Here is a 25,860-nt window from a genome sequence, read left to right as displayed (position 1 = left end):
CACGGCGGGGCCGGGCTGCGGCTCGGCCACGACCTCGGGCTGCCCGTCTCCGGCCGGTACCGCGTCCCGGCCCGGTGGAACGGGCGGCTGTTCTCGGTCCGGCTCAGGACGCCGGGCGCCGCGACCCCCGACCTGCTCGCCGGCCTGCGCACCGCGCTGCACGCCGACTGACGGCGCGGCCGGGGGCGCGGCGGATGACGGCGTGGTCCGGGGGCGGTTGACGGTGTGGTCCGAAATCGGCCGGTGCCGGGGACGTCGTGGCTGGTTGGCTGGTTCGCCGTAGATCAACCCCTGTCCTGGAAACGGAACCATGGCCACCACCACCCTCGCCCCGCCGCGCCCGCCGCTGACCTCCTGGCTCGCGGTCGCCTCGATCACCCTCGGCATCTTCGCCATCGTCACCAGCGAGATCCTGCCCATCGGCCTGCTGACGACCATCGGCGCCGACTTCCGCGTCACCGACGGCACCGCGGGGCTGACCATGACGCTGCCCGGCTTCGTGGCCGCCGTCGCGGCGCCCGTGCTGACCGTGGCCACCGCCCGGCTGGACCGCCGGGTGATGCTCTGCGTCCTGATGGCGGTGCTGGCCGCCGCCGACGTGCTGGCGGCCGTGGCCGGGGCCTACTGGGTGGTGCTGGCCTCGCGGGTGCTCGTCGGGCTCACCATCGGCGGCTTCTGGTCGATCGCGGCGGGGCTGGCGTCCCGGCTGGTGCCGCCGGCCGCCGTGGGCACCGCGACGGCGGTGATCTTCTCGGCCGTGCCGCTGGGCTCGGTGCTCGGCGTGCCGGCCGGGACCTTCATCGGGCACCTGGCGGGCTGGCGGACGGCGTTCCTCGTCCTGGCCGGGCTCTCGGTCCTCGTGCTGGTCGCGCTGCTGCGCGTGCTGCCGCCGCTGCCGGCCCGTCAGGTCACCGGCGCGCGCGTCCTACTGGACCTGCTGCGGGTGCGCGGCACCGGGATCGCCCTGCTGGGCACGTTCCTCGTCGTGCTGGCGCACTTCGGCACCTACACCTACGTCACGCCGTTCCTGGAGCACGTCACCCGCCTGCCCCCGGCCGCCGTCAGCGCCGTCCTGCTGGCCTACGGCGCGGCGGGCATCGCGGGCAACTTCCTGGCCGGCCGGATGGTGGCCACGGCCCCCCGCCTGGCCTTCGCCGTCTGCGGCGGTCTGATCGCGGCGGCCACCGCGCTGCTGCCGCTGGCCGGAACCTCGCCGGCGGGCGCGGTCGTGCTGCTGGTGGTGTGGGGGCTGGCCTACGGGGGCGTGCCGGTCTGCTCCCAGACGTGGTTCCTGCGGGCCGCGCCCGGCGCGCCGGAGGCGGCGACCGTCGTGTTCACCTCGTCGTTCCAGGCGACCTTCGCCCTCGGCGCGCTGCTGGGCGGCACGGTCGTCGACGGCTTCTCGGTCTCGGCCGCGATGGTCGCGGGCGGGCTGGTCGCGCTGGTGATGGCCGGGTCGTTCTCCTGGCTCACCCGTCCCCGCCGGGCCGCGTGAGCGGGGGAGGGGACGGGCGGTCAGCCGTCGAGGTGGTCGCGCAGGGCGTCGAGGCGGCCGTCCCAGTCGCTGGCCAGCGCGGCCAGGAACTGCTGGGCCACCCGCATCGGAGCCGAGCGCAGCCGGTAGCGGACGCGACGGCGCTCACCGGGCTCGGCCGTCACCAGACCGGCCTCGCCCAGCAGCGTCAGGTGCTTGGCGATGGCCTGCCGGGTGATCGGCAGGCGGGCGGCCAGGTCGGTCGCCGTGGCCGGGCCCCGGGCGGCCAGCTCGGCCAGGACGGCGCGCCGGCTCGGGTCGGCCAGGGCGACGAAGACCTGCTCGGCCACCGCCTCGATGTCAGGCGGCGGCAAGGTGCCCGACCAGCTCGCCCAGCTCGCTCGCCCACCCCTCGGAGTGGGCGTCGTACGCCTTGCGGTGGTGGTCGTCCGGCAACTGGGCGAAGCCGGTCTCGACGACGGTCAGCCGGGTGCCCGTGCCGGCCGGTTCGAGGGTGAACTCGACGTACGTGCGGCGCGGATCGCCCTCCGGCATGCCGAAGACCGGCCACGTGAAGCCGAACACCGACGGCTCCTCCACGCGCTCCACGCGCAGGTCGACGGTGTGCCCGTGGCTCCAGCTCAGCCGCGCCGGCCCGCCGGGACGCAGCTCGATCGCCGCCTCCTGGCCGAACCAGGCGGCCAGCCCCTCGGGGGTGGTGAGCGCCGCCCACACCTTGGCCGGCGGCTGGGCGAGCTCGAGGGTCCGCTCGACCCGATCGGGGAATCCCATGACAACCTCCATATGCAGCAGGGAAAAGGGTGCCACACCTTGTGGCGGCAGGTGGACGGTCACCGCTCCGGCCGCGGGTGCCGGCGCAGGCCGTAGGAGACGAGGACGACGGCGGCCAGTGTCACCGCGACGTCCACGAGCAGGGCCAGGCGGATTCCCGCCAGTTCCCCGGCGCGCGTGGCGGCGACCGCGCCGAGCAGCGGGATGCCGACGGTGACGGCCACCTGCTGCGTCATCGACGTCAGCCCGGTCGCCAGCCCCTGCTCCTCGTCCGGCAGGCCCGAGGTGCCGGTGACGGTGTAGGCGACGATCGCGGTGACGTGCCCGAAGAAGCCGACGAACAGCGCGGGGACGAGGATCGCCAGAACCGTCCAGCCGGTCCCGAGGAAGACGGCGGGAAGCGTCGCCAGCGCCTGGACCGTCATGCCGGCGACCAGGACGCGGCGGCTGCCGTGGCGTCCGACGAACCGCCCGGCGATCACCCCGGCGACCACCGAGGCCAGCCCGGGGATGCCGAACACCAGGCCGGTGACCAGCGGCGACAGGCCCAGCACCCGCTGCAGGTACACCGTCACCAGGAAGATCATGGCCGGCTCCATCGTGAAGATCACGAACCCGGCGAAGTTGCCCCACTTCACCGTGGGCCGCCGCAGGATGCGCACCGGCGCGAGCGGCGCGGGCGCGCGCAGCTCGATCAGCCAGAACGCGCCCAGCAGCAGCACGCCCGCGACGGCCGCCAGGAGGTTCGTCTCGACGGCCGCGTAGATCACCGCCAGCAGGCCGCCGGTCACCGTGACCGCGCCGGGCAGGTCGAGCCGCACCCGCTCCGGCAGCACGCTCTCCCGGATCAGGAACGGCGCCAGCACCACGATCGCCACCGCCACGGGCACGTTGAACAGGAACGCCGCCCGCCAGCTCAGCAGGCTGACCAGGGCGCCCCCGAGCAGCGCGCCGACGGTGAAGCCGCCGGACAGCAGGGCGCCGTTCAGCCCGAGGACGCGGGCGCGCAGCGGGCCCTCCTGGAAGGTGGTGGTGAGCAGCGACAACGCGGCGGGGACCGTCATCGCCGTGGCCAGGCCCTGCAGCACCCGGGCGGTCAGGAGCGTCGCGGGCCCGCCGGCGAAGCCGCCGAGCAGGGAGGCCCCGGCCAGCACCACCATGCCGGCCAGGAACAGCCTCCGCCGGCCGAACAGGTCGGCCGTGCGGCCGAACACCAGGGTGAACCCGGCCGCCGGCAGCGCGTACGCCGAGGTGATCCAGGGCCACTGGGCCGGGCTCAGCCCGACGCCCGCGCCGGTCTGGGGAAGGGCGACATTCAGGATCGAGAAGTCGACCGCCAGCATGAAACCGGCGCCGAGCAGGACGAACGCGATCAACCGCTGTCTGCCGTCGAGGCGCGGCGGGGCGGCCTCGACGGTCGCGACAGGAACACTCATGGCGGCCTCTCATTAGTAGCAACCGAACGGTTGCCACACTATGGCAACCAATTGGTTGCGTCAACGCCGGGCTCGATCGCGGCAAACTTCCGTTTTCCGGAACGGTGGTCTAACCTTCGGAACATGTCCGACGGTGACGCCAAGCTGGTGGGGGCCGACCGCGTGCTGGCCGTGCTGGCCGAGCTCGCCCGGCACCCCGACGGGATCGGCCTGGAGGAGATGGCCCGCGCCGTGTCCAGCCCGAAGCCGACCGCCCACCGCGCCCTGGCCGCGCTGCGCCGCGCCGGGCTCGCCGTCCAGAACGGCCACGGCCGGTACGTGCTCGGCGACGAGTTCCTGCGCATGGCCTTCGCCCACCACGAGGCCCGGCCCGACCACGTCCGGGTCACCCCGATGCTCAAGGCGCTGTGCGACCGCTACGGCGAGACCGTGCACTACGCGGTGCTGGAGGGCACGTCGGTGGTCTACCGGTCCAAGCTCGACCCGCCGTCCGGCGCGGTCCGGCTCACCTCGGTCGTCGGCGGGCGCAACCCGGCCCACTGCACCGCCGTCGGCAAGATGCTGCTGGCGCAGACGCTGACGGACGAGGCCGCGGTGCGCACCTGGGTGGGCGACCGGCGGCTGGAGCGGCCCACCGAACGCTCGATCGGCACCGCGGAGGAACTGCACGCCGAGCTGGTACGCGTCCGCGAGCAGGGCTACGCGGCCGACGACCAGGAGAACGAGCCGGGCGTCAACTGCGTGGCCGTCCCGGCGTACCTGACCTCGCCCACCGTGCCGAGCGGCGCGGTCAGCATCAGCGGCCTGGCCTACCGCACCCCCTTGAGCGTGCTCGTCGAGGACGTGCCGGCCATCCGCGCCGTCGTCGCCGGGCGCCACCTTCCCTGACCCGCACAGAACCGGAGAGAACCCCTTGTACCTCATGCGCATCGGCGCGCCCGGCGCCGAGAAGCCGGTCGTCCGCGTGGACGCCGACCACTACGTCGACGTCTCCGACCTCACCCCCGACTTCGACGAGCGCTTCTTCGCCGCGGGCGGCCCCGCCCTGCTCGCCGAGCGGGTGGCCGCCGGCCCGCGGCAGGCGTTCGCCGGCGAGGGCGTCGGCGCGCCGATCGCCCGCCCGCACCAGATCCTGTGCATCGGCCTGAACTACAGCGACCACGCCGCCGAGACCGGCCAGGCCGTGCCCGCCGAGCCGATCCTGTTCACCAAGTCGCCCAACACCCTCGTCGGCCCGTACGACGACGTGCGCATCCCGCGCGGCGCCACCAAGACCGACTGGGAGGTGGAGCTCGGCATCGTGATCGGCCGCCGCACCTCCTACCTCGACTCGCCCGAGGAGGCCGCGGCCGCGATCGCCGGCTACTGCGTGGTCAACGACGTCAGCGAGCGGGCCTTCCAGATGGAACGCGGCGGCCAGTGGAGCAAGGGCAAGTCGGCCGAGACGTTCAACCCGGCCGGCCCCTGGCTGGTCACCCCCGACGAGCTGGCCGACGTCCGGAACCTGGGCATGTGGCTGGACGTCAACGGCGTGCGCCGCCAGACCGGCAGCACCAAGACGATGATCTTCGACCCGTACGTCATCGTGCACCACCTGAGCCAGTTCATGGTGCTGGAGCCCGGCGACCTGATCAACACCGGCACCCCGCCCGGCGTCGGCATGGGCCACGACCCGCAGATCTGGCTCCGGCCGGGCGACGTCATGGAGCTCGGCATCGACGGGCTCGGCAGCCAGCGCCAGCGGGTCGTGGAGCCCCGGTAGTGCGGGCGCTCGTCCTGACCGGGCCGGGCGCGGCCGAGGTCCAGGAGGTCGAGCCCCCCTCGGCGGGGCCCGGCCAGGTGGTCGTGGACGTCGAGCGCGCCGGCGTGTGCGGCACCGACATGGAGCTGTTCAGCGGCGGGATGAGCTACCTGCGCACCGGCCGCTCCCGCTACCCGCTGCGCCCCGGCCACGAGTGGTGCGGGCGCGTCGCGGAGCTGGGCGCGGGCGTGGACCCGTCGTGGCTGGGGCGGCGGGTCGTCGGCGACACCATGCTCGGCTGCGGGCGCTGCGACCGCTGCCGCCAGGGCCGCCACCACGTGTGCCCCGACCTGGCCGAGCTCGGCATCAGCCGGGGCGCCGCGGGAGCGCTGGCCGAGCGGCTCGCCGTCCCGGTCGCGGCGCTCCACCGGCTGCCCGATACGGTGGACGCTACCTCGGGCGCGCTGGTCGAGCCCGGTGGCAACGCCTTACGCGCCGTCCGCGCGGCGGCGCTGGAGGCGGGGGAGCGGTTGCTGGTTCTGGGCACGGGCACGATCGGCCTGCTGGCCGCGCTGTTCGCGCGCGCCGGCGGCGCCGAGGTGCACCTCATGGGCCGCGCCGAACCCGACCTGCGCCTGGCCGCGGGCCTCGGGTTCCGGCACGCCTGGACCCGCGCGACGTTGCCCGGCCTGCCCTGGCACGCCGTCATCGACGCCACCAACGCCGCCGCGATGCCCGCGCTCGCCCTCGGCCTGGCCGAACCCGCCCGCCGCGTCGTCTACATCGGCCTGGCCGGCACCCCGTCCACGCTCGACACCCGCGAGCTGGTGCTCAAGGACGTCACCGCGGTCGGCGTCCTGGGCGGCTCGGCGGGGCTGGCCGGGGCCATCGACGCCTACGCCGGCGGCTCGGTGGACGCCCGTCCGCTGGTGGCCGCCACGGTCGGGCTCGCCGAGACGGCCGGCGTGCTGGCCGGACGGCGACCGCCCGGCGCCGGCCCGGGGCCCAAGATCCACATCGATCCCCGGCAATGAACCTGGAAGAGAGCACGAGCATGACCCACCGTGAACCGCGACGGCTGAACGCGCCGGACGCCGCCGTCCTGGCGGCGGTCGAGACGGCCGTCCCGGGGATCACCCGCGCCCGCGCCAGCGACCGGCTCGGCATGGCCCACGACGCCTCCCACTACCTGCTGACCCCGCAGGCCGTGCTGGTGGCCGAGAGCGCCGGCCAGGTCGCCGCGCTGCTGCGCACCGGCCTGCCGCTGACCTTCCGCTCCGGCGGCACCAGCCTCAGCGGCCAGGGCGTCAGCGAGCACCTGCTCGTGGACACCCGCCGGCACTTCCGCTCGATCGAGGTGCTCGACGACGGCGCCCGGGTACGGGTCCAGCCCGGCGCGGTGCTGCGGCAGGTCAACGCCCGCCTGGCCCCCTACGGGCGCAAGCTCGGCCCCGACCCGGCCAGCGAGTCGGCCTGCACGATCGGCGGCGTCGTGGCCAACAACTCCAGCGGCATGACCTGCGGCACGCACGCCAACACCTACCGGACGCTGGAGTCGATGACGCTGGTGCTGCCGAGCGGCACCGTCCTCGACACCGGCGCCCCCGACGCCGACGAGCGGCTGCACGCCCTGGAACCCGACCTCGCGGCCGGCCTGGAACGGCTGCGCGACCGCGTCCGCGGCAACCCCGGCTCGGTGCGGCGCGTCCAGGACCAGTTCTCGCTGAAGAACACCATGGGCTACGGCCTGAACAGCTTCCTCGACCACGACGGCCCGGCGCAGATCCTCGCGCACCTGGTCATCGGCAGCGAGGGCACCCTCGGCTTCGTCGCCGAGGCCGTCTTCCGCACCGTCCCCGCCCACCGCCTGGCCGCCACCGGCCTGCTCGTCTTCCCGACGCTGCGCGAGGCGATGGCCACGGTCCCGGAGCTGGTCGCGGCCGGTCCCGCCGCCGTCGAGCTGCTGGACGCCGAGTCCCTGCGCGTCGCCCAGACCGACCCGAAGGCCGACGAGACGCTGCGCGCGATGGCCGTCGCCGAACACGCCGCGCTGCTGGTCGAATGGCAGGAGTCCGACGCCGAAGTGCTCACCGAGCGGGAGCGGGCCGCCGAGCGCGTCTTCGCCGGGCTGCGCCTGGCCGCCCCCGCCCGGCTGAGCAGGGAGGCCGGCGGCCGGGCCGCGCTGTGGCACATCCGCAAGGGCCTGTACGCCACCGTCGCCGGCGCCCGCCCCAGCGGCACCACCGCCCTGCTGGAGGACGTCGCCGTCCCCGTGCCCGCGCTGGCCGACCTGTGCGACGACCTGACCCGGCTGTTCGCCGAGCACCGCTACGAGCGCAGCGTCGTCTTCGGCCACGCCAAGGACGGCAACCTGCACTTCATGCTCAACGAGCGGTTCGCCACCGAGCTCGACCGCTACGCCCAGTTCACCGAGGACATGGTGGAGGCCGTCCTGGCCAGGGGCGGCACGCTGAAGGCCGAGCACGGCACCGGCCGCGTCATGGCCCCGTTCGTGCGCCGCCAGTACGGCGACGAGCTGTACGAGGTGATGCGCGAGGTCAAACGCCTGTGCGACCCGGCCGGGACGCTCAACCCCGGCGTCGTCCTCACCGACGACCCGCAGGCCCACCTGCGCGACCTCAAGACCGTCGTCACCGTCGAGCCCGAGGTCGACCGCTGCGTCGAGTGCGGCTACTGCGAGCCCGTCTGCCCCAGCCGCGACCTGACCACCACGCCGCGCCAGCGCATCGTGCTGCGCCGCGAGCTGGCCGCGGCCCAGGCGGCCGGCGACCACGCCCTGGCCCGCGAGCTGGCGGACGCCTACGCCTACGACGCCGTGGACACCTGCGCCGTGGACGGCATGTGCGCCACCGCCTGCCCCGTCCTCATCAACACCGGCGACCTGACCAAACGCCTGCGCGCCGAGCGCCACGGCCGCGCCGCCGAGCGCGCCTGGACGAGCGCCGCCCGCCACTGGGACGGCGTCACCCGCGCGATGAACCTGGCCCTCGACACCGCCGCCGCGGTCCCGCCCGCGCTCCCCGAGGCCGCCTCGCGCGCCGCCCGCGCCCTGGCCGGGGCCGACGACGTCCCGCGGTGGAGCCGCGACCTGCCGCGCGGCGGCGCCAGGCGGCGCCCGTCCCCGGCGGACGACGCCGACGCCGTCTACCTGCCGTCCTGCCTGAACACGCTGTTCGCCCCCGCGGACGGCGGTCCCGGCGTGATGACCGCCTTCCAGCGCCTGGCCGCCCGCGCCGGGCTGAGGCTGCACGTCCCGGAGAAGATCGCGAGCCTGTGCTGCGGCACCCCGTGGTCGTCCAAGGGCTTCGCCGGCGGCCACGAGGCCATGGGCGAGCGCGTCCGTGACGTGCTCGCGCGGGCCACCGACGGCGGCCGGCTGCCCGTGGTGAGCGACGCGGCCTCCTGCACCGAGGGCTACGCCCACCTGGTGCCCGGCCTCCAGGTGGGCGACGCGGTCGCCTTCACCGCCGAGCACGTCCTGCCCCGCCTGCCGCGGGCGCGCCGCCTGCCGTCGCTGGCGCTCCACCCGACCTGCTCCTCCACCCGGCTCGGCCTGGACGCCGCCGTCGCCCGCGTCGCCGAGGCGGTCGCCGAGCGGGTCGTGATCCCGGACGGATGGCAGTGCTGCGGCTTCGCCGGCGACCGCGGCCTGCTGCACCCCGAGCTGACCGCCTCGGCCACCCGCGCCGAGGCCGCCTCCGTGGCCGAGGCGGGCTGCGCGGCGCACGCCTCGGTCAACCGCACCTGCGAGCTGGGCCTGACCCGCGCCACCGGTCAGACCTACCGGCATCTCCTGGAGCTCCTCGACGAGGCAACCGCCTGAGGGGGGCGCGCTTTACACCGATGTGTCAATAAGATCGTCGCTGTTGCGAAGATCCGGCGATCGGGAGCACGATGAGCGACCCCGGCGGCTTCGGCCCCCTGGAGATGGACGAACGCGAGCGCATCGGTCCCTACCGGATCGTGGGCCGCATGGGCGCGGGCGGCATGGGCGTGGTCTACGCCGGGGTCGCGCCCGACGGCGGGCGGGTCGCGGTCAAGGTCATCCATCCGGGGCTGGCCGCCGACCCGCACTTCCACGACCGGTTCGTGCGCGAGGTCGAGGTGTTGTCGCGGGTGCGCGGGCGGTGCACGGTCGCGGTCCTGTCCGCCGACACCGCCGCCTCGCCGCCGTGGCTGGCCACCGAGTTCGTGCCCGGCCCCACGCTGACCGAGCACGTACGCGACCACGGGCCGCTGCCGCCGGACGACCTGGTGGCGTTCGGGGCGGACATCGCCGAGGCGCTCACCGACATCCACGGGGCCGGGATCGTCCACCGCGACCTCAAGCCGGGCAACGTGATCCTGGCCGGGTCCGGGGCGAAGGTGCTCGACTTCGGGATCGCCCGCGCCCTCGACGAGAGCGGCCTGACCGGCACCGGCGCGCTCATCGGCTCGCCCGGCTGGATCAGCCCCGAGCAGTACCGGGGCGACCAGGCCGACGCCGCCGCCGACGTCTTCGCCTGGGGCGCGCTGATGGTCTACGCCGCGACCGGGCGGCCGCCGTTCGGCATGGGCGCGCCCGACGTGCTCGCCTACCGGGTCATGAGCGTCGATCCCGACCTGTCCGGGGTGCCCGAGGACGTGCGCGACCTGGTCCGGGCGGCGCTCGCCAAGGACAGGGCGGCGCGTCCGGGGTCGGCGGAGCTGCTCGGCGCGCTCCGGTCGGGCACGCTCCTCCTGCCGCGGCCCCCGTCCGGCACGCTTCCCCTGACACCCCCGCCGCCTCCGCCCGGCACCCTGCCCCTGACCCCGCCGCCCCCGTCCGGCGGGGAAGGACCGCTGAGGCCGCCTTCGTCCGGCGGGGAAGGACCGCTGAGGCCTCCTTCGTCCGGCGGGGGAGGACCGCTGAGGCGGCCTTCGTCCGGGGGGCGGGCGCGGTCGTGGCCGGTGGCGGCCGCCGTGGTCGCGGTCGTCGCCGTCGTGGGGGTCGGCGCGGCGTTCGCGCTCAACGCGGCCGGCACGCCGCAGGCGCTGCCGTCCCCGGACGACGGACCCACCTCCTCCGCCACCGGCCCGCCCGCCACCTCCGCGGGCCCGGACCCGACGGACACCCCGCAGGAGAGCGAGACCCCCGAGGAGAGCCACACCCCGGAAGACACCCCGACCGAGACCGACACCTCCGAGGAGACGCCGGAGGAGACGCCCGAGCAGACGCCCACCAAGAGCAGGCCCCGCACGTTCCCGTGCGCCTCCTCGGGCTCGATCCTGCGCGAGGCCGCCGCGCTGAACGGCGGCAGCCTCCCGCAGGACGCCGTGGTCGCGCGCAAGCGCTGCGTCGGCTCCTGGGTCGCCGCCGAGCTGTCCTCCCCGAGCGTCGGCGCCATCGACCTGATCGCCCGGCGGAACGCCTCCCGGTTCCTCGACGCGAACATCGGCAGCAACTTCTGCTCCCTGGAGGGCCGCCCGGCGCTGGTGGCGAGCGCGCCCGCGTCGATCAAGAGCTTCCTGTGCCCCGACGGCTTCGGCTGATCCACGGCGCGCCTCCCGCCCCCCACCGGCGGGAGGCGCGCGAGCCGGGTCAGACGGGGTCCGTGCAGACGGGCGAGCCGGCGGCGCGGCGGCCGCGGGCGGGCTCGACGCAGGCCCGCGCCGGGACCTCGGGCGCGTAGACCTGGTCGGAGTAGATGACCCCGGTGCCCTCGTCGCCGCCCGAATACTGGGTGAGGCTCTTGTCGTCGTAGCCGGCCGAGCGGCCGACCGGCCTGCGCTCCACCCACACGTTGTAGTCCGCGCCCTGCCCCCGCTTGGTGAACCTGGCCCAGTTGACCTGGCAGGTGCCGTCCTTGCCGGGGCCGTACCGCAGTTCGAGGTAGCCGCCGAAGGCCCGGACCCACCTGGACGCCACGGTGGAGGAGCCCGTCGTGCAGCCCGTCAGCGCCGGATCCTTGCCGTCGCAGGCCGTGCCGGAGCAGCTCCGGGCGGCCGGACGGCCGTTCGCGGGGCCGTCGTCCGCTGCCGCCGCCGTGACCGGGAACAGGGCCAGGGCCGCCGCCAGCACGGCCGCCGTCCGGTGTGATCGCATGCCGCCACCTCCAGGGAGAGATCGGGTTCGTCGGCACGATTGTGGACCGGCCGGCCCGCCCGGATCTGTCATGCGGCCTGTGGTGCGTTGGCGGGACGTCATTCGCCCGACGGCAGCGGGATGCGCACCGACACCAGCGTGCCCTCGCCGGGAGCGGTCTCGACGTCGGCGCTGCCGCCCACCGCGCGGGCGCTCTCCCGGATGGAACGGGCGATGCCGAGGCCGGTCGTGGGCGCGTCCGGGTCGAAGCCGCTGCCGTGGTCGAGCACGCTCAGCGCCAGCGTCCCGGACCGGCATTCGGCCCGCACCACGGCGTGCCGCACGCCCGCGTGCTTGCGCACGTTCGTCAGCGCCTCGCGCAGGATGCCGCTCAGCGCCTCGACGACCTCGGCCGGCATGCCCTCGCGTTCCGGCGCCGAACGCAGCCGGCCCGCATTGAACTCCACCCGCAGCCCGCTGCCGACCGCCTGCCGCACGACCTCCTCCAGGGCGGCCACGACGTCCTCGGCCGGATCGCCGTCGTCGCCGCGCAGGAACGCGCGCAGCCACTGCGACTCCTCCGCCACCCGCGCCCTGACCGAGTCGTCGGCGATCCAGCCGTCGCGGGTCAGCGCCTCCATGGTCTGCAGGATCCGGTCGTGCAGCACGCGGGCCGTCCTGCCGCGCTCGCGCTCCTGCGACAGCTGCGCCGAGCGGCGCAGCTCCTCCGCCCTGGCCCGGTCCAGGTCGCCGGCGGTCCTGAACAGGATGCGCATGACGTACGCGGCCATCGTGGCGTTCGTCGTCAGCCCGGCGACGTGCGGCAACCCGGCCCACCACGGCAGGTCCGCCTGCACGTACCCGAGGACCAGCGCGCCGCCCAGCGCCGCCGTCCACGCCAGCACGACGGGGAACGTGCGGAAGGAGATGCCGGCCATGATGCCGACGAGCAGCACGTACGGCAGGACCGTGCCCGGCCAGCCGTCGGTCACCCGCGAGCCGGCGTAGTGACCGGCGGCCAGCACCGCCGCCGTCACCAGGCCGAGGTCCGCGCAGAGCAGCGCGCGCGGCGCGAGCGCGGCGCGGGCCGCCGTGACCACGCACACCAGCAGGCTGACCGCGCCCATCGCCCCCAGCAGGTACGGCAGCGGCCCGAGCGTCAGCCACCGCCCGTCGCCCAGCACCTCCAGCGACCCGCACAACACCAGCGCGCCCACCCGGACGACCACCATGGTGAGGGCCCGGCTGCGCTCCATGCCGGCGACCGCCGTCCCGGGCGGGCGCGGCGGGCGGCTCACGGCCGGTCGCGGCGTTCGAGCCGGTTGAGCGCCGCGCGCGTGAGCTCGGCCTTGTTGCCGACCTGCAGCTTGGCCCTGATGCGCTCGACGTAGGTGTCCACCGTGGCCTTGCTGACGCCCATCCGGCGGCCCACCTGGGCGTGGGTGAAGCCCTGGGCGATGTAGGACAGGGTCTCCTCCTCGCGGGCCGACAGCCGGGGCCGGGCGTCGCCGCCGCCGTCCCCGCCTTCCTCCGAGCCGTCGGCCCCGGCGGGCGGGCGGGTGTTCTCGTCCAGCTCGCTCTGCAGGATGTCGGCCAGGCCCGCCGACAGGTAGAAGCCGCCCGCGGCGACCGTGCGCACGGCGGCGACGATGAGCTCGGAGGGGGCGTCCTTGGTGACGTACCCGTTGGCGCCGCAGCGGATCGCCGCCAGCACGTCGGCGGGCCGTCCGGAGGCCGACACGATGAGGACCCGCGTGACGGCCGACAGCTCCTTGACCGCGGCCAGGCACGGCCGGTCCTCGGCCAGGTAGAGGTCGAGGATCAGCACGTCGTACCCGGCGTCGAAGCCGCGCAGGTCCCCGACGGACGAGCCCCGCAGCACCACCTGCAGGTCCTCGTGCCGGTGCAGGAGGTACTCCAGCCCATGGCGGATCAGCTCGTGGTCGTCGATCACGGCGATCCGGATCACGTCTTGCTCCGCGGCGGGCTGCGAACGAGGTGACATGTCAACAACGGTGAGCAGAAGTGTGCAAGACCAGCAAGTCCCGCAAAGCCACTACAAATTCGTATTGTAGATCATGAATCCTGTGGTGCACGGGCCTTCGGACGGTAGCCGTCGGTGGCCCTGACGAGCTCGTGCAGCGTGCCGGGTTCGGCGCCGCCGTGGCCGGCGTCCTCGACGATCCGCAGCTCGGCCTCGGGCCAGGCGCGGTGCAGCTCCCAGGCGGCGTCGGGCGGCGTCTTCATGTCGTAGCGGCCGTTGACGATGACGCAGGGTACGTCCCTGATCGCCGCCACGTCGAGCAGCTCGCCCTCCCGCAGGAAGCAGCGCCGGGTGAAGTAGTGCGCCTCGATCCGGGCGAAGCCCAGCACCTCCCGGTCCGTCAGCGGAGGGGGAGGCGCGGGCAGCAGCGTGTTGGCCGCCAGCTCCCACGCCGCCCACGCCCGCGCCGCCGGCAGGTGCACCTCCGGGTCCGGGTCGAACAGGCGGCGGTGGTAGGCGCCGAGCAGGTCGTCCCGCTCGGCCGGCGCGATCGCGTCGCGGAAGGCCGCCCACTCCGCCGGGAACAGCCGGGCCGCCCCTGAACCGGTGAACGCCCACGCCTCGTCGGCTGCGCTCGCCAGGTAGACGCCGCGCAGCACCAGCTCGGTCACCCGGCTCGGGTGGCGGCGCGCGTACGCCAGGGCCAGGGTCGCGCCCCACGAACCGCCGAACACCTGCCAGCGGTCGATCCCGAGCCGCTGCCTGAGCAGCTCCATGTCCGCGACCAGGTGCCAGGTGGTGTTGGCGGCCAGCGACACCCCGGGGTCGGCGGCGTGCGGACGGCTGCGCCCGCAGTTGCGCTGGTCGAACAGGACGATCCGGTAGGCGCCGGGGTCGAAGAACCGGCGCTGCACCGGCAGCAGCCCGCCGCCGGGGCCGCCGTGGAGGAGCACGACCGGCTTGCCGCCGGGGTCGCCGCAGGTCTCCCAGTAGATCTCCTGGCCGTCGCCGACGTCGAGCAGGCCGCTCTCGTAGGGCTCGACGGGCGGGTAGAACGTCATCAGCGTCATGGCTACCAGACCTACTCGCCCCGGCCGCCCGGCGCGCGGCCGATTCACACAAGTGCGGCTGGTTCGGGCGAGTGCGGGCGGTTCGCACGGGTGGGGGCGTTTCATGGCGGGCGCGCGAGTTCGGTGAGCGTGCGGCGCAGCAGCCGGGCGGCCAGGACCGGCTTGAAGGCGTTGTGCCGCAGCGGGCGGGACTCGGCCAGCGCCACGCCGGCGGCCCGCGCGAAGGCGGACGCGTCCGGGACGGCGCCGGTCAGCAGGTCCTCGGCGGCGTGGGCGCGCCACGGCTTGTGCGCCACCCCGCCGAGCGCGACCCGCGCGAACACGATCCGGCCGTCCTCGACGTGCAGCAGCACGGCCGTGCTCACCAGCGCGAAGGCGAACCCGGCCCGGTCCCTGACCTTCGCGTACGCCCCGCGCCCCGGCGGGGCGGGCGGCAGGTCCACGCTCGTGACCAGTTCGCCGTCCCGCAACACGGTCTCCACCTGCGGCGTCCGGCCGGGCAGGACGTGGAAGCCGGTGAACGGCACGCTGCGCGACCCCCGCGTCCCCGTCAGGTTGACGGTCGCGTCGAGGGCGGCCAGGGCCACGCACAGGTCCGAGGGGTGGACGGCGACGCAGCTCGGGCTCGCCCCCAGGACGGCGTGCGCGCGGTTGAACCCCTCCAGTGCGTCGCACCCCGCGCCGGGCACCCGCTTGTTGCAGGCGGCGGCGGTGTCGTAGAAGTAGCGGCAGCGCGTACGCTGCAGCAGGTTGCCGCCCACGGTCGCGCGGTTGCGCAGCTGCGGCGAGGCGCCCGCCAGGATGGCGCGGGCGAGCACCGGATAGCGCCGCCGCACCCGCGGGTCGGCTGCGACCTCGGTGTTGCCGGCCAGCGCGCCGAGCCGCAGCCCGCCGCCGGGCAGGTCCTCGACGGCCGACAGCGGCAGGCGCGAGATGTCCACCACCCGGCCCGGCCGCTCGACCTCCTCCCGCATCAGGTCGACGAGGTTCGTCCCGCCGGCCAGGTAGCGGGCCGGGCCGCCGTCCGGCGGCGTCGCGGCCATCATGGCGACGGCCTCCGCCACACTGGACGCCCGCAGGTAGGCGAACTCCCTCACCTCGCGGCGACCTCCCGGACGGCGGCGGCGATGTGGTGGTACGCCCCGCACCGGCACAGATTGCCCGCCATGCGTTCGCCGAGCTCGGCGTCGGTCAGCTCGCGCGGGGGAGCGGTCAGGTCGGGCGTCGCCGCGCTGGGCACGCCGTCCCGCAGCTCGGCCAGCAGGCCGGTGACCGAGCAGACCTGGCCGGGCGTGCAGTATCCGCACTGCAGGGCGTCGTACCGGACGAACGCCTCCTGCACCCGCGCCCCCACCTCGTCGTCCGCCAGCCCCTCGACGGTGACGATCTCCATCCCCTCGCACTGGACGGCCAGCAGCAGGCACGCGTAGACCCGCAGGCCGTCGGCCAGGACGGTGCAGGTGCCGCAGGCCCCCTGGTCGCAGCCCTTCTTCGTGCCGGTCAGCCGGAGATGGTCGCGCAGGAAGTCGAGCAGGGACACGCGCGGGTCCGCCGGCGGCTCGTGCGGCCGGCCGTTGACGCGCAGGGGGAGCGGGGCGCGGCCGTCCATCCCATCCCTCCGGCCGTACGGGCTGTGGCGATCACCGTAACCCGGGCCGGGCGGGGCGGCGCGGTCCGTGCGCCGGTCGAGGGGCAAAACGGTGGCGGGCATTGCCGAATGCGGATCATCGGGCGAGGATCCCGCCGTCGGCCGCGCGCCCTTCCTGCGGGCTCATCCTGTGGCGGTCATGGCCGCCGCGACCGTCAGGCTGTCCTCGTAGATGTGGTTGCGCGTGATCAGCCCGTCCTCGACGGTCAGGTGCAGCGCGAACGGCGTGGTGTAGGAGACGCCGGTCGCCCGCACGGTCTGCCCCAGCACCACGGCGTCCGGCCCGTCGACCAGGATCTGCCGCACCGTAGTGCCGTTCAGCTCCGGCACGTGATGCGCCCCCAGCGAACGGTAGTGCTCGGCCACCTCGGCCCGCCCGGACCGGGGCCGGATCCACGGCACCGCCGGATGCCCCTCGACGGGCCAGCTGAGCCGCCAGTCGACCGGCTCGGCGAACAACTCCGCCACCCGCTCCGGATCGCCCTCGCCGATCCGCCGCAACAACTCCTGCACGATGCCCCGCGTGTCCCTCTCCATGCGCCCAGTCTTCCGGCCCGCCTGAATGCCGTCGATTACCCCGGAGGTAACCGCCGGCGGTATCCCGGCGGCATGCCGGCGCCAGTCCGGCGGCATTCCAAAGGAATCCTTGACATCGCGGGTGCCGGTGGCCGAACATTCCAAGCATGTCTTTGGAATCCGCGGGGCGGCGGCTGGTGCTCGACGATCCGGCCGCGATGCGGGCGTTCGCCCATCCGGTCCGGCTGGCGCTGCACGAGCTGCTGTTGCGGTCGGGGGCGACCACCGCCGCCGACGCCGCCCGCGAGGTCGGGATCAGCCAGGCGCTGGCCTCCTACCACCTGCGGCAGCTGGCCAAATACGGCCTGGTGGAGCAGGCCGAGGCGCGCGACGAGCGGGAGCGGCCCTGGAAGGTGACCGCGAGCGTCCAGGTGTGGGACGACGACGTGGCCGGGGCCGAGCGGTCGGCCGCCCGCAGCCTGCTGGAGCAGGTCCTGGCCGAGCGGGCGTTGTCGCGGCTGGTGGAGTGGCAGGAGGCGCGGCGCGGCGAGGAGGAGCCCTGGCGGGGCGTCGGCGGCATCGGCAACTCCTACCTCTACGTCACGCCGCAGGAGATCACGGCGCTCGGCGAGGCCGTCGCCGACCTGCTGCGGCCGCTGATGGCCCGTGTGGACGACGCGGCGGCCCGCCCCGAAGGGGCCCGGCCGGTGCTGGTGACGCAGATGGTCATCCCGCTCGTCCCGACGGCCTCCGGTGACTGAGCGACGCCCCCCGGCCCCGGGGCCCGGCCAGGCCGGTGGGCGGGTGGCCGCGGAGACTGGCCATGCCGGTGGGCGGACGGTGGAGGAGCCGCCGGACCGGGAGGGGGTGGCTCGTCGGTGGCCGGCGCGGGACGGTGCCCTGCGGTGGTGGCCGGCGCGGCGGGCCGGGATGCGGTGGTGGCCGGTGCGGGGCGGTGGCGGGTGGGTGTCGCCGGGCGGCGGGCGGGGGTTCGGGCGGTTGCTGGTCGCGTCCGTCGTGTCCCAGACGGGCGACTGGGTGATCAGCACCGGGCTGGCGTTCCACGTCTACCGCCTGACCGGCTCCACCCTGTCCACCGCGATCATGCTGCTGGTCTCCCGGCTGCCCGCCGTCCTGCTCGGGTCCGTGGCCGGGGTGCTGGCCGACCGCTGGGACCGCCGCCGGTTGCTGGTCGGCACCGACGTGCTGCTCGGGCTCGGGTTGCTGCCCCTGCTGGCGGTACGCGGCCCCGACCAGGTCTGGATCGTCTACGCCGTCGCCCTGTGGACCGGCGTGCTCGGCACCCTGCTCGCCCCGGCGCAACGGGCGCTCGTCCCGCAGCTCGTGCCCGCGTCCAGGCTGGTGCGGGCCAACGCCCTGCACGGCCAGAGCGGCCAGCTCGCCCGGCTGCTGGGGGCGATGCTGGGCGGCGTCGCCGTCACGGCGGGCGGTCTGCCCGCGATCGTCCTGCTCGACGTGGCCAGCTTCATGATCTCCGCGGTCCTGCAGGCGACCCTGCGCGTCCCGGCCAGGTCGCCGGTGGTGGCGCGGGCGCCGTCCGTCCGCGTCCAGTGGGCCTCCGGGGTGCGGTTGGCGATGGGGAACCCCGGCATCCGGTTGCTGGTCGTGTACATGGTGATCACGGGGTTGGGCGAGGGGATCTTCGCCACGCTCGCCGCCCCCTTCGTGGCCGACGTGCTGGGCGGCCGGGGCGACGCCTACGGGCTGTTCCTGTCGGTGCAGGCGGTCGGCGGGCTGGCCGGCGCGCTGGCCGTGGCCCTGCACCGGCGCGACCCCGCGCCACGGGCGCTTCTCGGCTGGGGCACGGTCGCCTTCGGCCTGCTCGACCTGGCGCTGTTCGCCTACCCCCTCGTTGTAGACGCGTTGTGGCCGGCCCTCGTGCTCATCGCGCTGGCCGGGCTGCCGGCGGCCGTGGCGACGGCCGGGTTCGCGACGCTGGCCCAGACGGCCACCACCGACGAGCGCCGGGGCGGCCTGATCGGGCTGCTCGCGAGCGCCCAGGCCGTCACCTCGCTGCTCGGCATGGCGGCCGCCGGGGTGCTCGGCGAGGTCGTCGGCGTCGTGCCCGCGTTGTGCCTGCACGCGGCGGGGCTCGTCGGCGCGGGCGTGCTCGTGCTGACGAACCGCACACCTCACCCGCACCTCCGGCGCGCCGTTTCCCCACCGAGTGCGCCATGACGTTTGTCATGGAGGCGTCTCTGACGGTCGGCACTACACCCGGCGCCACCACTCCCGGCAGGCTGGTCCCATGCTGAGACTCATGGACGGCGCCCCCTGGCGGTCGCCGCGCCGGCCGCCGGGCGTTACCGTCGGGCCCTGTGACGGGTGACGCGGCGGTGCGGGAGGTGGAGTTCGGCCGGGGCCGGACGGCGGCGCGCGCCGGGTCGTGCGTGTGGCTGCTGCTGGTGGGGTGGCCGCTGTGGTCGTTCTTCGCCACGCGTCCCGGCGTGCTCGCCCTGGTGTGGGTGGTCGCGGCGGTCGCGGTCTTCGCGGCGTGCTGGCTGCGGATCATGTGGCGGGCGCTCAGCGCCCTGGGCGCGGCGGCCCTGACCTGGACGCCGGTGGGGCTGGTGGCCGCCGCGCTGGCGCTGCTGCCGGTGTTGCGGGCGCCATGGGCCTACGTCGGCTTCGTGTTCGTGGTCAGCGCCCTGTCGGCCTGCCTTTCGCGGGTCGCCTTCGTCGTGTCGGCGGCGGTGACGACGGTCGTGGTGGTGGCCGCGCTGACGGCGTACGGGCGGCCGTTCGAGCAGGTCTGGTGGGTGCCGCTGGTGATCCTGGTCGAGGCGGTGACGGTGGGCAGCCTGAAGCACCTGGGCGAGATGGTCGCCCGGCTCGACGCCGCCCGCGCCCACGTCGCCCGGCTCGCCGTGGACAACGAGCGGCTGCGCTTCGCCCGCGACCTGCACGACACGCTCGGCCACACGCTCACCTCGATCACCATCAGGAGCCAGCTCGCCGCCCGGCTGGCCCGCACCGACCCGGAACGGGCCGCCCGCGAGATGGCCGACGTGGAACGCGCCGCCCGCCAGGCGCTCGACGAGGTGCGTCACGCCGTCGCCGGCTACCGCGCCCCCTCGTTGTCGGGCGAGCTGCGCACGGCGGCCCACAGCCTGGACCTGGCGGGGATCGGGCTGGCGGTCTCGCCCGCCGGCGGGCCCGTCCCGGCCGCCGCCGAGACGCTGCTGGCCTGGACCGTACGGGAGGCCGCCACGAACGTCGTACGCCACAGCCGCGCCCGTCACTGCCGCATCGACCTCGCCGTCGACGCCCGCACCGCCACCGTCGAGATCCGCGACGACGGCCCCGGATCCGCCGAAGACGCCCCCACCCCCGGAGCCGAAGCGGCCGCGGATTCCGGGGGTGTGGGAGGGAACGGGCTGACCGGGCTGGCCGAGCGGATCGCCGCCGCCGGTGGACGTCTGGAGGCCGGTCCGCTGCCCGGCGGCGGCTACCGGCTGCACGCCCGAGTGCCCCTGGAGCTGCCATGATCCGCGTCCTCATCGCCGACGACCAGGACCTCGTCCGGGGCGGCCTGGCCGCGCTGCTCGCCCTGGAGGACGGCATCGAGGTGGTGGCCGAGGTCGGCCGGGGTGACCTGGTCGAGCCCGCGGTGGCCGAGCACCGCCCCGACGTGGTCCTGCTCGACATCGAGATGCCCGGAATGTCGGGCCTGGAGGTCGCCGAACGTCTGCGCGGCCACCGGGTGGTCATCGTCACCACGTTCGGCCGGCCCGGCTACCTCAGCCGCGCCCTCGACGCGGGCGTGTCCGGGTTCGTGGTCAAGGACGCGCCGGTGGCCGAGCTGACCGCGGCCGTGCGGCGGGTGATGGCCGGCGAGACGGTGATCGACCCCAAGCTGGCGGTGTCCGCCCTGACCGTCGGGCCGAGCCCGCTCACCCAGCGCGAGGCCGAGGTGCTGCGGACCGCCTCCGGCGGCGCGACCGTCGCCGACATCGCCCGCACCCTGTTCCTGACCGAGGGCACCGTACGCAACTACCTGTCCTCGGCCATCACCAAGACGGGGGCGCGCAACCGCGCCGAGGCCGTCCGCGCGGCCGAGACCCGCGGCTGGCTCTGACCCCCGCCCATCCCGCGACCCCACGCAGCCCCGCACCACCCGCAACTTCCACCCCCTCAAGAGGAGCTTCGCCATGCCCTCCGACGACTTCCGCCCGCCCGGACCGGAGTTGTTCGACTACCCCGCCCTGTGGGACGGCGCGCCGCTCTGGCTCACCAAGCCGGTGCTGCTGGCCGCCGCCGGCGTGCTCGTGGTGTGCGCGCTGGCCTGGGGCGCCTTCTCCCGGCCCAGGCTGGTGCCGCGCGGCCTGCAGAACGCGGGCGAGTACGCCTACCTGTTCGTCCGCGACCAGATCGCCCGCCCGTCGCTGGGCGCCGACGCCGACCGCTGGATGCCGCTGCTGCTCACGCTCTTCCTGCTGATCCTGCTCTGGAACGTGATGGGCGTGATCCCGCTGCTCCAGTTCCCGGTCACCGCCCACGTCGCCTTCCCCTGGGTGCTGGCCGGGGTGGTCTACCTGCTCAAGCTCTACCTCGGCTTCAGGCACCAGGGCCTGGCCGGCTACCTCAGGAACGCGATGTTCCCCGAGGGACTGCCCAAGGCCCTCGCCATCACCCTGTACGCGCCGCTCGAACTGTTCTACATCTTCGTCACCGCGCCGTTCACCCATGCCGTGCGGCTGTTCGCGAACATGTTCGCCGGGCACACGCTGCTGGCCTTCTTCAGCGCGGTCGGCTACTGGTTCCTGGTGGAGCGGCCGACCGTGGGCGGCGTGGCGGTGGGCGTGCTGGGCGTGTTCATGACGTGCCTGCTGACCGCGTTCGAGATCTTCGTCATGTTCCTGCAGGCGTACCTGTTCACCATGCTCACCGCCATGTACCTGGGCCAGTCCCTGCACCCGGAGCACTGACCGGTCAGGACGCGGGCGGCGCCAGAACCCGCCAGGCGGCCGGCCGCACGATCCAGGTACGCCGCTCCGCCACCTGCTCCAGCTCGCCGTCCACGCTGGCCGGGACGGGCCCGCCCGCCACGGTGATCCGCCTGCCCCGGAAGGTCTGCACGTCGGGGCGGGCGGGGTGCCGGCCGCGGCGCAGCCCGGTGGCGAAGGCCAGCCGCGCCAGCGGTCCGGTGGCGTAGGAGACCACCACCTCGGCCAGCCCGTCGTCGGGCCGGGCCGCGGGGGCCAGCGGCGTGCCGCCGCCGATCGTGGCGCCGTTCCCGACGCCGGCCATCAGCACCCGGCGGCGGCCGGTGCACACCTGGGCGCCGTCCACCCTGATCCGCAGCCGCCATCCGCCCGTCCCCGCGCCCGCCAGCACCGCGCCCACCGCGTACGCGGCCCGGCTGAGCAGCGGCTTCAGCGGCGCGGCCCGCTCGGCGGCGTGCGCGCCCACGCCGAGGTGCGCGGCGTTGACCACGATGCCGCCGTCGTCGTCGATCAGCAGGTCCACGGGCCGCTCGTGCCCCGCCAGCACCACGCGGGCCGCCTCGGCCGGGTCGAGCGGGATGCCCAGCGTGCGGGCCAGGTCGTTGCCGGTGCCCATGGGGATCAGCCCGACCGGGCCGGCGTCCAGACGGCCGTGCTCCAGCAGCGCGGCGACCAGCGCGTGCACGCTCCCGTCGCCGCCCAGCACCACCGGGACCCGGTCGTCGTGCGACCGCGCGGCCTCCCGCGCGTCGCCGTCGCAGACCCGCACGTCGGCCTCCGCCCGCAGCAGCCGCAGCACCTCCCGCGTGCTGTCGTCGCCGACGCCGCCGGCCTGCCGGTTGCAGATCACCAGAAGTCTCACGGGTCCTCGCCTTCCCTTCCGCTGGGCGGATCGGTCTCTTCCCCGGGCGCCTGCCACAATGCCCCGCCGCCGGAACCCGTTCCCGGGGCGGCGGCGCGGGCGCGCGGGACGCGGCGGCGCGCTTCTCCGGCGTACCTGAAGGTGCCCGACGGCTTCTATGGCGTTCCTAAGGTTCCCCGACGGTGGGGTGAAGGTGGCCGCGGTTGAGTGGCCGCAGCGGGCCGGGCCACTGGGGACCGGCCGCCAGAAGGGCAACCGACATGAACCCACGAAAGACCGCGCTGGCCCTCGGGGCGGCGGCGGCCCTGACGCTGGCCGCCTCCGGGGCGGCGCCGGCCGCGGCGGCCGGCCCGTGCGCCCAGGTCTCCTCGACCTGCTCGCCCGCCGACGTGGCCAAGGACCACGCGGGCGCGAAGACCGCCGACGGCAAGGCCGGCGTACGGACCGACGTGCGGACCGACGTGCGGAAGGACCCCGGCGGCGGGAAGCCGCGCGACGGCGGGCCCGGCTGCGGCCCAGAGAAGACGGACCAGCGCGGAAAGCCCGGTGAACCGGACAAGAAGGGCCACGGCCTCTCCCGGGAGGCGTTCGCCAAGGCGCTCGCGGCCGAGCTGGGCGTCGGGTACGACCGCGCCCTGCGCGCCGTCAAGGAACTGGACGCCCTGACGGAGAAGGGCCGCGTGGACCCGGACTCGGCCGGGTTCGGCGCGGTGGCCGGACATCTCGGCGTCACGCCGGACCGCCTGGAGCAGGCGCTGCGGAACGTCAAACGCGCACTGGCCGGCACCGAGCCCGCATAGAGATCTGAACGCGCACTGGCCGGCACCGAGCCCGCATAGAGACCGGCACCGATCTTCCTCAGCCGGGGGTGCGGAGGGGAGAGTGGCACCATGCACGTCCTTGTTGCCGACGACGACGAGGCGGTCCGCCGCTCCCTGACCCACGCGCTCACCCGCGAGGGCTACGACGTCAGCGTCGCCGCCGACGGCCTGCGCGCCCTGGAGGCGGCCGGCGGCGGACGTCAGGACGCGGTGGTGCTGGACATCATGATGCCCGGCCTGGACGGCCTGGAGGTGTGCCGCCGCCTGCGGGCCGCGGGCGACCGCACCCCGATCCTGATGCTCACCGCCCGCGACCTGGTCGGCGACCGGGTCGCGGGCCTGGACGCGGGCGCCGACGACTACCTCGTCAAGCCGTTCGCGCTGGAGGAGCTGCGGGCCAGGCTGCGCGCGCTGCTGCGCCGCAGCGCGCCCGCGCAGGGGCTGCTCCGCCACGCCGACCTGGAGCTGGACCCGGCCGCCTGCCGGGCCAGCCGCGGCGGCCGGCCGCTCGACCTGACCAGGACCGAGTACCCCCTGCTGAAGGTGTTCCTGCGCAACCCGGGCCGGGTGCTCAGCCGCGAGGTCATCTTCGACTCGGTCTGGGGGTACGACTTCGGGCCGTCGTCCAACGCGTTGTGGGTCTACATCAGCTACCTGCGGGCCAAGCTGGAGGCCGGGGGAGAGCCGCGGCTGATCCAGACCGTCCGCGGCCTGGGCTACGTGCTGCGGGAGGAGCCGTGAGGCTGCGTACCAGGGTCGCGCTGACGGTCGCCGCCGTGGTGGCCGCCGCGCTGCTGGCGGTCTCGCTGGTGGTCTACCCGGCGGCCGCGGCGGGGCTGGCCGGCCAGCACGACGGGGAGCTGGTGCGGGCCGCCGGGCAGGCGCCGCGGCTGCTGGAATCGCTGAAGACCGCCGACTCGCCGCTGCCGGCCACGCCCCTCCCAGTGGGCAACACGCTGCTGGCCCGCCTGGCCGGCTCGTTCACCACGATGACGCACGCGCTGCGCGAATCGGTGCTGGCCCAGCGGCGTCTGGTCGCCGACGCCTCCCACGAGCTGCGCACGCCGCTGACCAGCCTCACCACGAACCTGGAGCTGCTGGAGGAGGGGCGCGGCACGGCCGACCCGCAGGCCCCGGCCCTGGTGCACGAGGGCATTGCGGCCCACGACCTGCCGTTCGTGTTCGACCGGTTCTACCGCGCCGAGTCGGCCCGTTCCCTGCCGGGTTCGGGGCTCGGCCTGGCCATCGTCCGCCAGATCGCCGAGGCGCACGCCGGATCGGTGCGCGCCGAGCCGCTGCGACCCGGCGTACGGCTGGTCCTCGCGCTGCCCCCGGCCACCTGACCCGCCAACGATGAGGGCGCGACCACGGGCGCGGACCCCCGCACCCGCGGCCGCGCCGGTCCAGAGGGCCGGCCCAGAGGGCCGGTCCAGGGGCCGATGGCCGGTCCGGTGTTCAGTGAGCCCCGGCGACGGGCACCGACGGCGCGGCGGGCGCGGCGGGCCGGGGCATCGGGCGCGGCGGCAGCGCCATCAGCACCAGGCCGAGCACCGCCCACAGCCCGAGCACCGTCAGCGGGACGGCCACCGCGGCGCCGTCGAAGTAGACCACGCTGCGCACCAGTTCGAGCGCCGACCGGGTGGGCAGCACGTAGCCGAGCGCCGCGTACCAGGGCTCGATGAACGCGGCGCCGAACGGGCCGCCGCTGGCCGGCAGGCCGATCGGGATGAACAGCACGGCCGCCGCGATCACGCCGCGCGGCCCGAAGCGGCGCATCAGCCCGTTCACCGCCACCGACACCAGGAAGATCACCGCGGCCGAGACGGCCAGCAGCCCGAGCGGCGCGCCGGTGAGCGCGCCGAGCAGGCCGTCGACGACCCAGGTGAGCGCCAGACCGCCGGTCACCGCGCCGAGCGCGAGCACCGCGAGGCGCAGCCCCCGGTGCATCATCGGCTGCATGCGCATGGTCAGCACGGTCGTCGCCAGCGCCGTCAGCAGCAGGCCCAGCACGTAGAACATGCCGGACACGCCGGAGGAGTCGCCCTCGGCCAGCGGGCGCACGTCCTCGACGGCGAGCTGCCGTCCGGCGGCGCGCTGCATCAGGGCGGTGAAGTGCGGGGCCGCCGTGTCACCGCCCGCGCCGGCCACCAGCAGCCGGCCCTCGCCCGCCAGGTAGGCGGCCTCGACCTCACGCCGGAGCACCGCCGCCCGCGCGCCGGCCGCGTCGGCGTACGGGCGGACGTCCACGGCCCCGCCCGCGGCCTGCTCCAGCCGGGCGGCGTCGGGGCCCACCACGGCGAGCGGCACCCCGTGCGGAACCGGGTGGTGCAGCGCTCCGACGAACGAACCGATGATCACTGCGCCGACGACCGCGGACACCAGGTAGGCGACCGCGACTCGAACAGCGGGATTCTTCATGACGCTCCTCAGTTGTCCACCCGGTTCATGTCCTGGAGGCGGCCCGCACGACCGGCGCCGCCGCCCT

26 protein-coding genes are annotated in these 25,860 nt (G+C 75.2%); 14 read left to right on the top strand and 12 right to left on the bottom strand.

The window, feature by feature from the left end; translation table 11 throughout:
• Positions 1-310: 310 nt before the first annotated feature.
• The gene (locus AB0J71_RS45375) at positions 311-1,495 is read left to right on the top strand and encodes an MFS transporter (protein ID WP_364420402.1); all 1,185 of its coding nucleotides are present in this window, start codon (positions 311-313) and stop codon (positions 1,493-1,495) included.
• Between the two features lie 20 nt (positions 1,496-1,515).
• Here AB0J71_RS45375 and AB0J71_RS45370 read toward each other — a convergent pair whose 3' ends face one another.
• Genes AB0J71_RS45370 through AB0J71_RS45360 form a run of 3 tightly spaced genes read right to left on the bottom strand, consistent with a single transcriptional unit; the run spans position 1,516 to position 3,702 of the window.
• Positions 1,516-1,824: a metalloregulator ArsR/SmtB family transcription factor gene (locus tag AB0J71_RS45370; RefSeq protein ID WP_352329086.1), complete on the bottom strand. Its 309-nt coding sequence runs from the start codon at positions 1,822-1,824 to the stop codon at positions 1,516-1,518.
• Positions 1,825-1,834: 10 nt separating this feature from the next.
• Entirely contained in the window at positions 1,835-2,266 is a 432-nt protein-coding gene (locus AB0J71_RS45365) for an SRPBCC domain-containing protein (protein ID WP_352329087.1), read from the bottom strand.
• Between the two features lie 59 nt (positions 2,267-2,325).
• On the bottom strand, positions 2,326-3,702 hold the full coding sequence (locus tag AB0J71_RS45360) for an MFS transporter (protein WP_352329088.1): 1,377 nt from the start codon (positions 3,700-3,702) through the stop codon (positions 2,326-2,328).
• 123 nt (positions 3,703-3,825) lie between these two features.
• Between AB0J71_RS45360 and AB0J71_RS45355 the strand changes: the two genes are divergently transcribed.
• From AB0J71_RS45355 to AB0J71_RS45335, 5 genes are all read left to right on the top strand, one after another.
• The gene (locus AB0J71_RS45355) at positions 3,826-4,590 is read left to right on the top strand and encodes an IclR family transcriptional regulator (RefSeq protein ID WP_364420400.1); all 765 of its coding nucleotides are present in this window, start codon (positions 3,826-3,828) and stop codon (positions 4,588-4,590) included.
• A gap of 25 nt (positions 4,591-4,615) precedes the next feature.
• A complete protein-coding gene (locus AB0J71_RS45350; RefSeq protein ID WP_364420398.1) occupies positions 4,616-5,464 on the top strand; it encodes a fumarylacetoacetate hydrolase family protein in 849 nt (282 codons plus the stop codon).
• Positions 5,464-6,477 (top strand): alcohol dehydrogenase catalytic domain-containing protein, encoded by a 1,014-nt coding sequence (locus AB0J71_RS45345; protein WP_364420396.1) that lies wholly within the window; start codon positions 5,464-5,466, stop codon positions 6,475-6,477. Before AB0J71_RS45350 ends, AB0J71_RS45345 begins: the two co-directional genes overlap by 1 nt.
• A 20-nt stretch (positions 6,478-6,497) precedes the next feature.
• Entirely contained in the window at positions 6,498-9,287 is a 2,790-nt protein-coding gene (locus AB0J71_RS45340; RefSeq protein ID WP_364420394.1) for an FAD-binding and (Fe-S)-binding domain-containing protein, read from the top strand.
• 71 nt (positions 9,288-9,358) lie between these two features.
• A complete protein-coding gene (locus tag AB0J71_RS45335) occupies positions 9,359-10,975 on the top strand; it encodes a serine/threonine-protein kinase (protein WP_364420392.1) in 1,617 nt (538 codons plus the stop codon).
• 49 nt (positions 10,976-11,024) lie between these two features.
• Here AB0J71_RS45335 and AB0J71_RS45330 read toward each other — a convergent pair whose 3' ends face one another.
• The 7 genes from AB0J71_RS45330 to AB0J71_RS45300 form a co-directional block, all read right to left on the bottom strand.
• Complete coding sequence (locus AB0J71_RS45330) at positions 11,025-11,528, bottom strand: DUF2690 domain-containing protein (protein WP_364420390.1); 504 nt, start codon at positions 11,526-11,528, stop codon at positions 11,025-11,027.
• 98 nt (positions 11,529-11,626) lie between these two features.
• The gene (locus tag AB0J71_RS45325; protein ID WP_364420388.1) at positions 11,627-12,805 is read right to left on the bottom strand and encodes an ATP-binding protein; all 1,179 of its coding nucleotides are present in this window, start codon (positions 12,803-12,805) and stop codon (positions 11,627-11,629) included.
• The gene (locus AB0J71_RS45320) at positions 12,802-13,476 is read right to left on the bottom strand and encodes a response regulator transcription factor (protein WP_364420386.1); all 675 of its coding nucleotides are present in this window, start codon (positions 13,474-13,476) and stop codon (positions 12,802-12,804) included. The genes AB0J71_RS45325 and AB0J71_RS45320 overlap by 4 nt, the downstream gene beginning before the upstream one ends.
• A gap of 107 nt (positions 13,477-13,583) precedes the next feature.
• On the bottom strand, positions 13,584-14,555 hold the full coding sequence (pip, locus tag AB0J71_RS45315; RefSeq protein ID WP_364392232.1) for a prolyl aminopeptidase: 972 nt from the start codon (positions 14,553-14,555) through the stop codon (positions 13,584-13,586).
• Positions 14,556-14,662: 107 nt separating this feature from the next.
• Entirely contained in the window at positions 14,663-15,658 is a 996-nt protein-coding gene (locus AB0J71_RS45310; protein WP_352330175.1) for a xanthine dehydrogenase family protein subunit M, read from the bottom strand.
• Positions 15,655-16,170 carry a 2Fe-2S iron-sulfur cluster-binding protein gene (locus tag AB0J71_RS45305; protein WP_364420384.1) on the bottom strand — a complete coding sequence of 172 codons (516 nt, stop codon included), beginning with the start codon at positions 16,168-16,170 and terminating at the stop codon, positions 15,655-15,657. The genes AB0J71_RS45310 and AB0J71_RS45305 overlap by 4 nt, the downstream gene beginning before the upstream one ends.
• Before the next feature lie 162 nt (positions 16,171-16,332).
• Positions 16,333-16,746, bottom strand: coding sequence for a nuclear transport factor 2 family protein (locus tag AB0J71_RS45300; RefSeq protein ID WP_364420381.1), 414 nt, complete (start codon positions 16,744-16,746; stop codon positions 16,333-16,335).
• Between the two features lie 146 nt (positions 16,747-16,892).
• On the opposite strand from AB0J71_RS45300, the gene AB0J71_RS45295 reads away from it, so the two are divergent.
• The 5 genes from AB0J71_RS45295 to atpB all read left to right on the top strand — a co-directional run bounded on the left by AB0J71_RS45295 (position 16,893) and on the right by atpB (position 21,674).
• Positions 16,893-17,486 (top strand): winged helix-turn-helix domain-containing protein, encoded by a 594-nt coding sequence (locus tag AB0J71_RS45295; protein WP_364420379.1) that lies wholly within the window; start codon positions 16,893-16,895, stop codon positions 17,484-17,486.
• A gap of 106 nt (positions 17,487-17,592) precedes the next feature.
• Positions 17,593-18,924 (top strand): MFS transporter, encoded by a 1,332-nt coding sequence (locus tag AB0J71_RS45290; RefSeq protein WP_364420376.1) that lies wholly within the window; start codon positions 17,593-17,595, stop codon positions 18,922-18,924.
• A 140-nt stretch (positions 18,925-19,064) separates the two neighbouring features.
• Complete coding sequence (locus AB0J71_RS45285) at positions 19,065-20,234, top strand: sensor histidine kinase (protein WP_364420374.1); 1,170 nt, start codon at positions 19,065-19,067, stop codon at positions 20,232-20,234.
• Complete coding sequence (locus AB0J71_RS45280) at positions 20,231-20,824, top strand: response regulator transcription factor (RefSeq protein ID WP_352330292.1); 594 nt, start codon at positions 20,231-20,233, stop codon at positions 20,822-20,824. The genes AB0J71_RS45285 and AB0J71_RS45280 overlap by 4 nt, the downstream gene beginning before the upstream one ends.
• A gap of 73 nt (positions 20,825-20,897) precedes the next feature.
• On the top strand, positions 20,898-21,674 hold the full coding sequence (gene atpB, locus AB0J71_RS45275; RefSeq protein ID WP_364420372.1) for a F0F1 ATP synthase subunit A: 777 nt from the start codon (positions 20,898-20,900) through the stop codon (positions 21,672-21,674).
• A 4-nt stretch (positions 21,675-21,678) separates the two neighbouring features.
• Here the strand turns inward: atpB and AB0J71_RS45270 are convergent, their stop codons facing one another.
• Positions 21,679-22,554 carry a diacylglycerol kinase family protein gene (locus AB0J71_RS45270; RefSeq protein WP_352330296.1) on the bottom strand — a complete coding sequence of 292 codons (876 nt, stop codon included), beginning with the start codon at positions 22,552-22,554 and terminating at the stop codon, positions 21,679-21,681.
• A 260-nt stretch (positions 22,555-22,814) separates the two neighbouring features.
• Here AB0J71_RS45270 and AB0J71_RS45265 point away from each other — a divergent pair, with 260 nt between their 5' ends.
• From AB0J71_RS45265 to AB0J71_RS45255, 3 genes are all read left to right on the top strand, one after another.
• A complete protein-coding gene (locus AB0J71_RS45265; RefSeq protein ID WP_364420370.1) occupies positions 22,815-23,354 on the top strand; it encodes a hypothetical protein in 540 nt (179 codons plus the stop codon).
• A gap of 90 nt (positions 23,355-23,444) precedes the next feature.
• Positions 23,445-24,116 (top strand): response regulator transcription factor, encoded by a 672-nt coding sequence (locus AB0J71_RS45260; protein ID WP_364420368.1) that lies wholly within the window; start codon positions 23,445-23,447, stop codon positions 24,114-24,116.
• Positions 24,113-24,718 (top strand): sensor histidine kinase, encoded by a 606-nt coding sequence (locus AB0J71_RS45255; RefSeq protein WP_352329479.1) that lies wholly within the window; start codon positions 24,113-24,115, stop codon positions 24,716-24,718. The genes AB0J71_RS45260 and AB0J71_RS45255 overlap by 4 nt, the downstream gene beginning before the upstream one ends.
• Before the next feature lie 112 nt (positions 24,719-24,830).
• On the opposite strand, the gene AB0J71_RS45250 is transcribed toward AB0J71_RS45255, so the two are convergent.
• On the bottom strand, positions 24,831-25,793 hold the full coding sequence (locus tag AB0J71_RS45250) for a hypothetical protein (RefSeq protein ID WP_352329477.1): 963 nt from the start codon (positions 25,791-25,793) through the stop codon (positions 24,831-24,833).
• Between the last annotated feature and the right edge of the window lie 67 nt (positions 25,794-25,860).

The organism is Nonomuraea sp. NPDC049637, from assembly GCF_040675235.1.
Classification (GTDB): domain Bacteria; phylum Actinomycetota; class Actinomycetes; order Streptosporangiales; family Streptosporangiaceae; genus Nonomuraea.
Note: the sequence above shows the minus strand (reverse complement) of the source record. Positions and strands in the feature narration are given on the sequence as shown.

Coding starts and splice junctions, on each gene's coding strand:
- AB0J71_RS45375 (WP_364420402.1), top strand. CDS start 311: ATGGCCACCACCACCCTCGCCCCGCCGCGCCCGCCGCTGACCTCCTGG.
- AB0J71_RS45365 (WP_352329087.1), bottom strand. CDS start 2,266: ATGGGATTCCCCGATCGGGTCGAGCGGACCCTCGAGCTCGCCCAGCCG.
- AB0J71_RS45360 (WP_352329088.1), bottom strand. CDS start 3,702: ATGAGTGTTCCTGTCGCGACCGTCGAGGCCGCCCCGCCGCGCCTCGAC.
- AB0J71_RS45355 (WP_364420400.1), top strand. CDS start 3,826: ATGTCCGACGGTGACGCCAAGCTGGTGGGGGCCGACCGCGTGCTGGCC.
- AB0J71_RS45340 (WP_364420394.1), top strand. CDS start 6,498: ATGACCCACCGTGAACCGCGACGGCTGAACGCGCCGGACGCCGCCGTC.
- AB0J71_RS45335 (WP_364420392.1), top strand. CDS start 9,359: ATGAGCGACCCCGGCGGCTTCGGCCCCCTGGAGATGGACGAACGCGAG.
- AB0J71_RS45330 (WP_364420390.1), bottom strand. CDS start 11,528: ATGCGATCACACCGGACGGCGGCCGTGCTGGCGGCGGCCCTGGCCCTG.
- AB0J71_RS45305 (WP_364420384.1), bottom strand. CDS start 16,170: ATGGACGGCCGCGCCCCGCTCCCCCTGCGCGTCAACGGCCGGCCGCAC.
- AB0J71_RS45300 (WP_364420381.1), bottom strand. CDS start 16,746: ATGGAGAGGGACACGCGGGGCATCGTGCAGGAGTTGTTGCGGCGGATC.
- AB0J71_RS45295 (WP_364420379.1), top strand. CDS start 16,893: ATGTCTTTGGAATCCGCGGGGCGGCGGCTGGTGCTCGACGATCCGGCC.
- AB0J71_RS45280 (WP_352330292.1), top strand. CDS start 20,231: ATGATCCGCGTCCTCATCGCCGACGACCAGGACCTCGTCCGGGGCGGC.
- atpB (WP_364420372.1), top strand. CDS start 20,898: ATGCCCTCCGACGACTTCCGCCCGCCCGGACCGGAGTTGTTCGACTAC.
- AB0J71_RS45265 (WP_364420370.1), top strand. CDS start 22,815: ATGAACCCACGAAAGACCGCGCTGGCCCTCGGGGCGGCGGCGGCCCTG.
- AB0J71_RS45260 (WP_364420368.1), top strand. CDS start 23,445: ATGCACGTCCTTGTTGCCGACGACGACGAGGCGGTCCGCCGCTCCCTG.
- AB0J71_RS45250 (WP_352329477.1), bottom strand. CDS start 25,793: ATGAAGAATCCCGCTGTTCGAGTCGCGGTCGCCTACCTGGTGTCCGCG.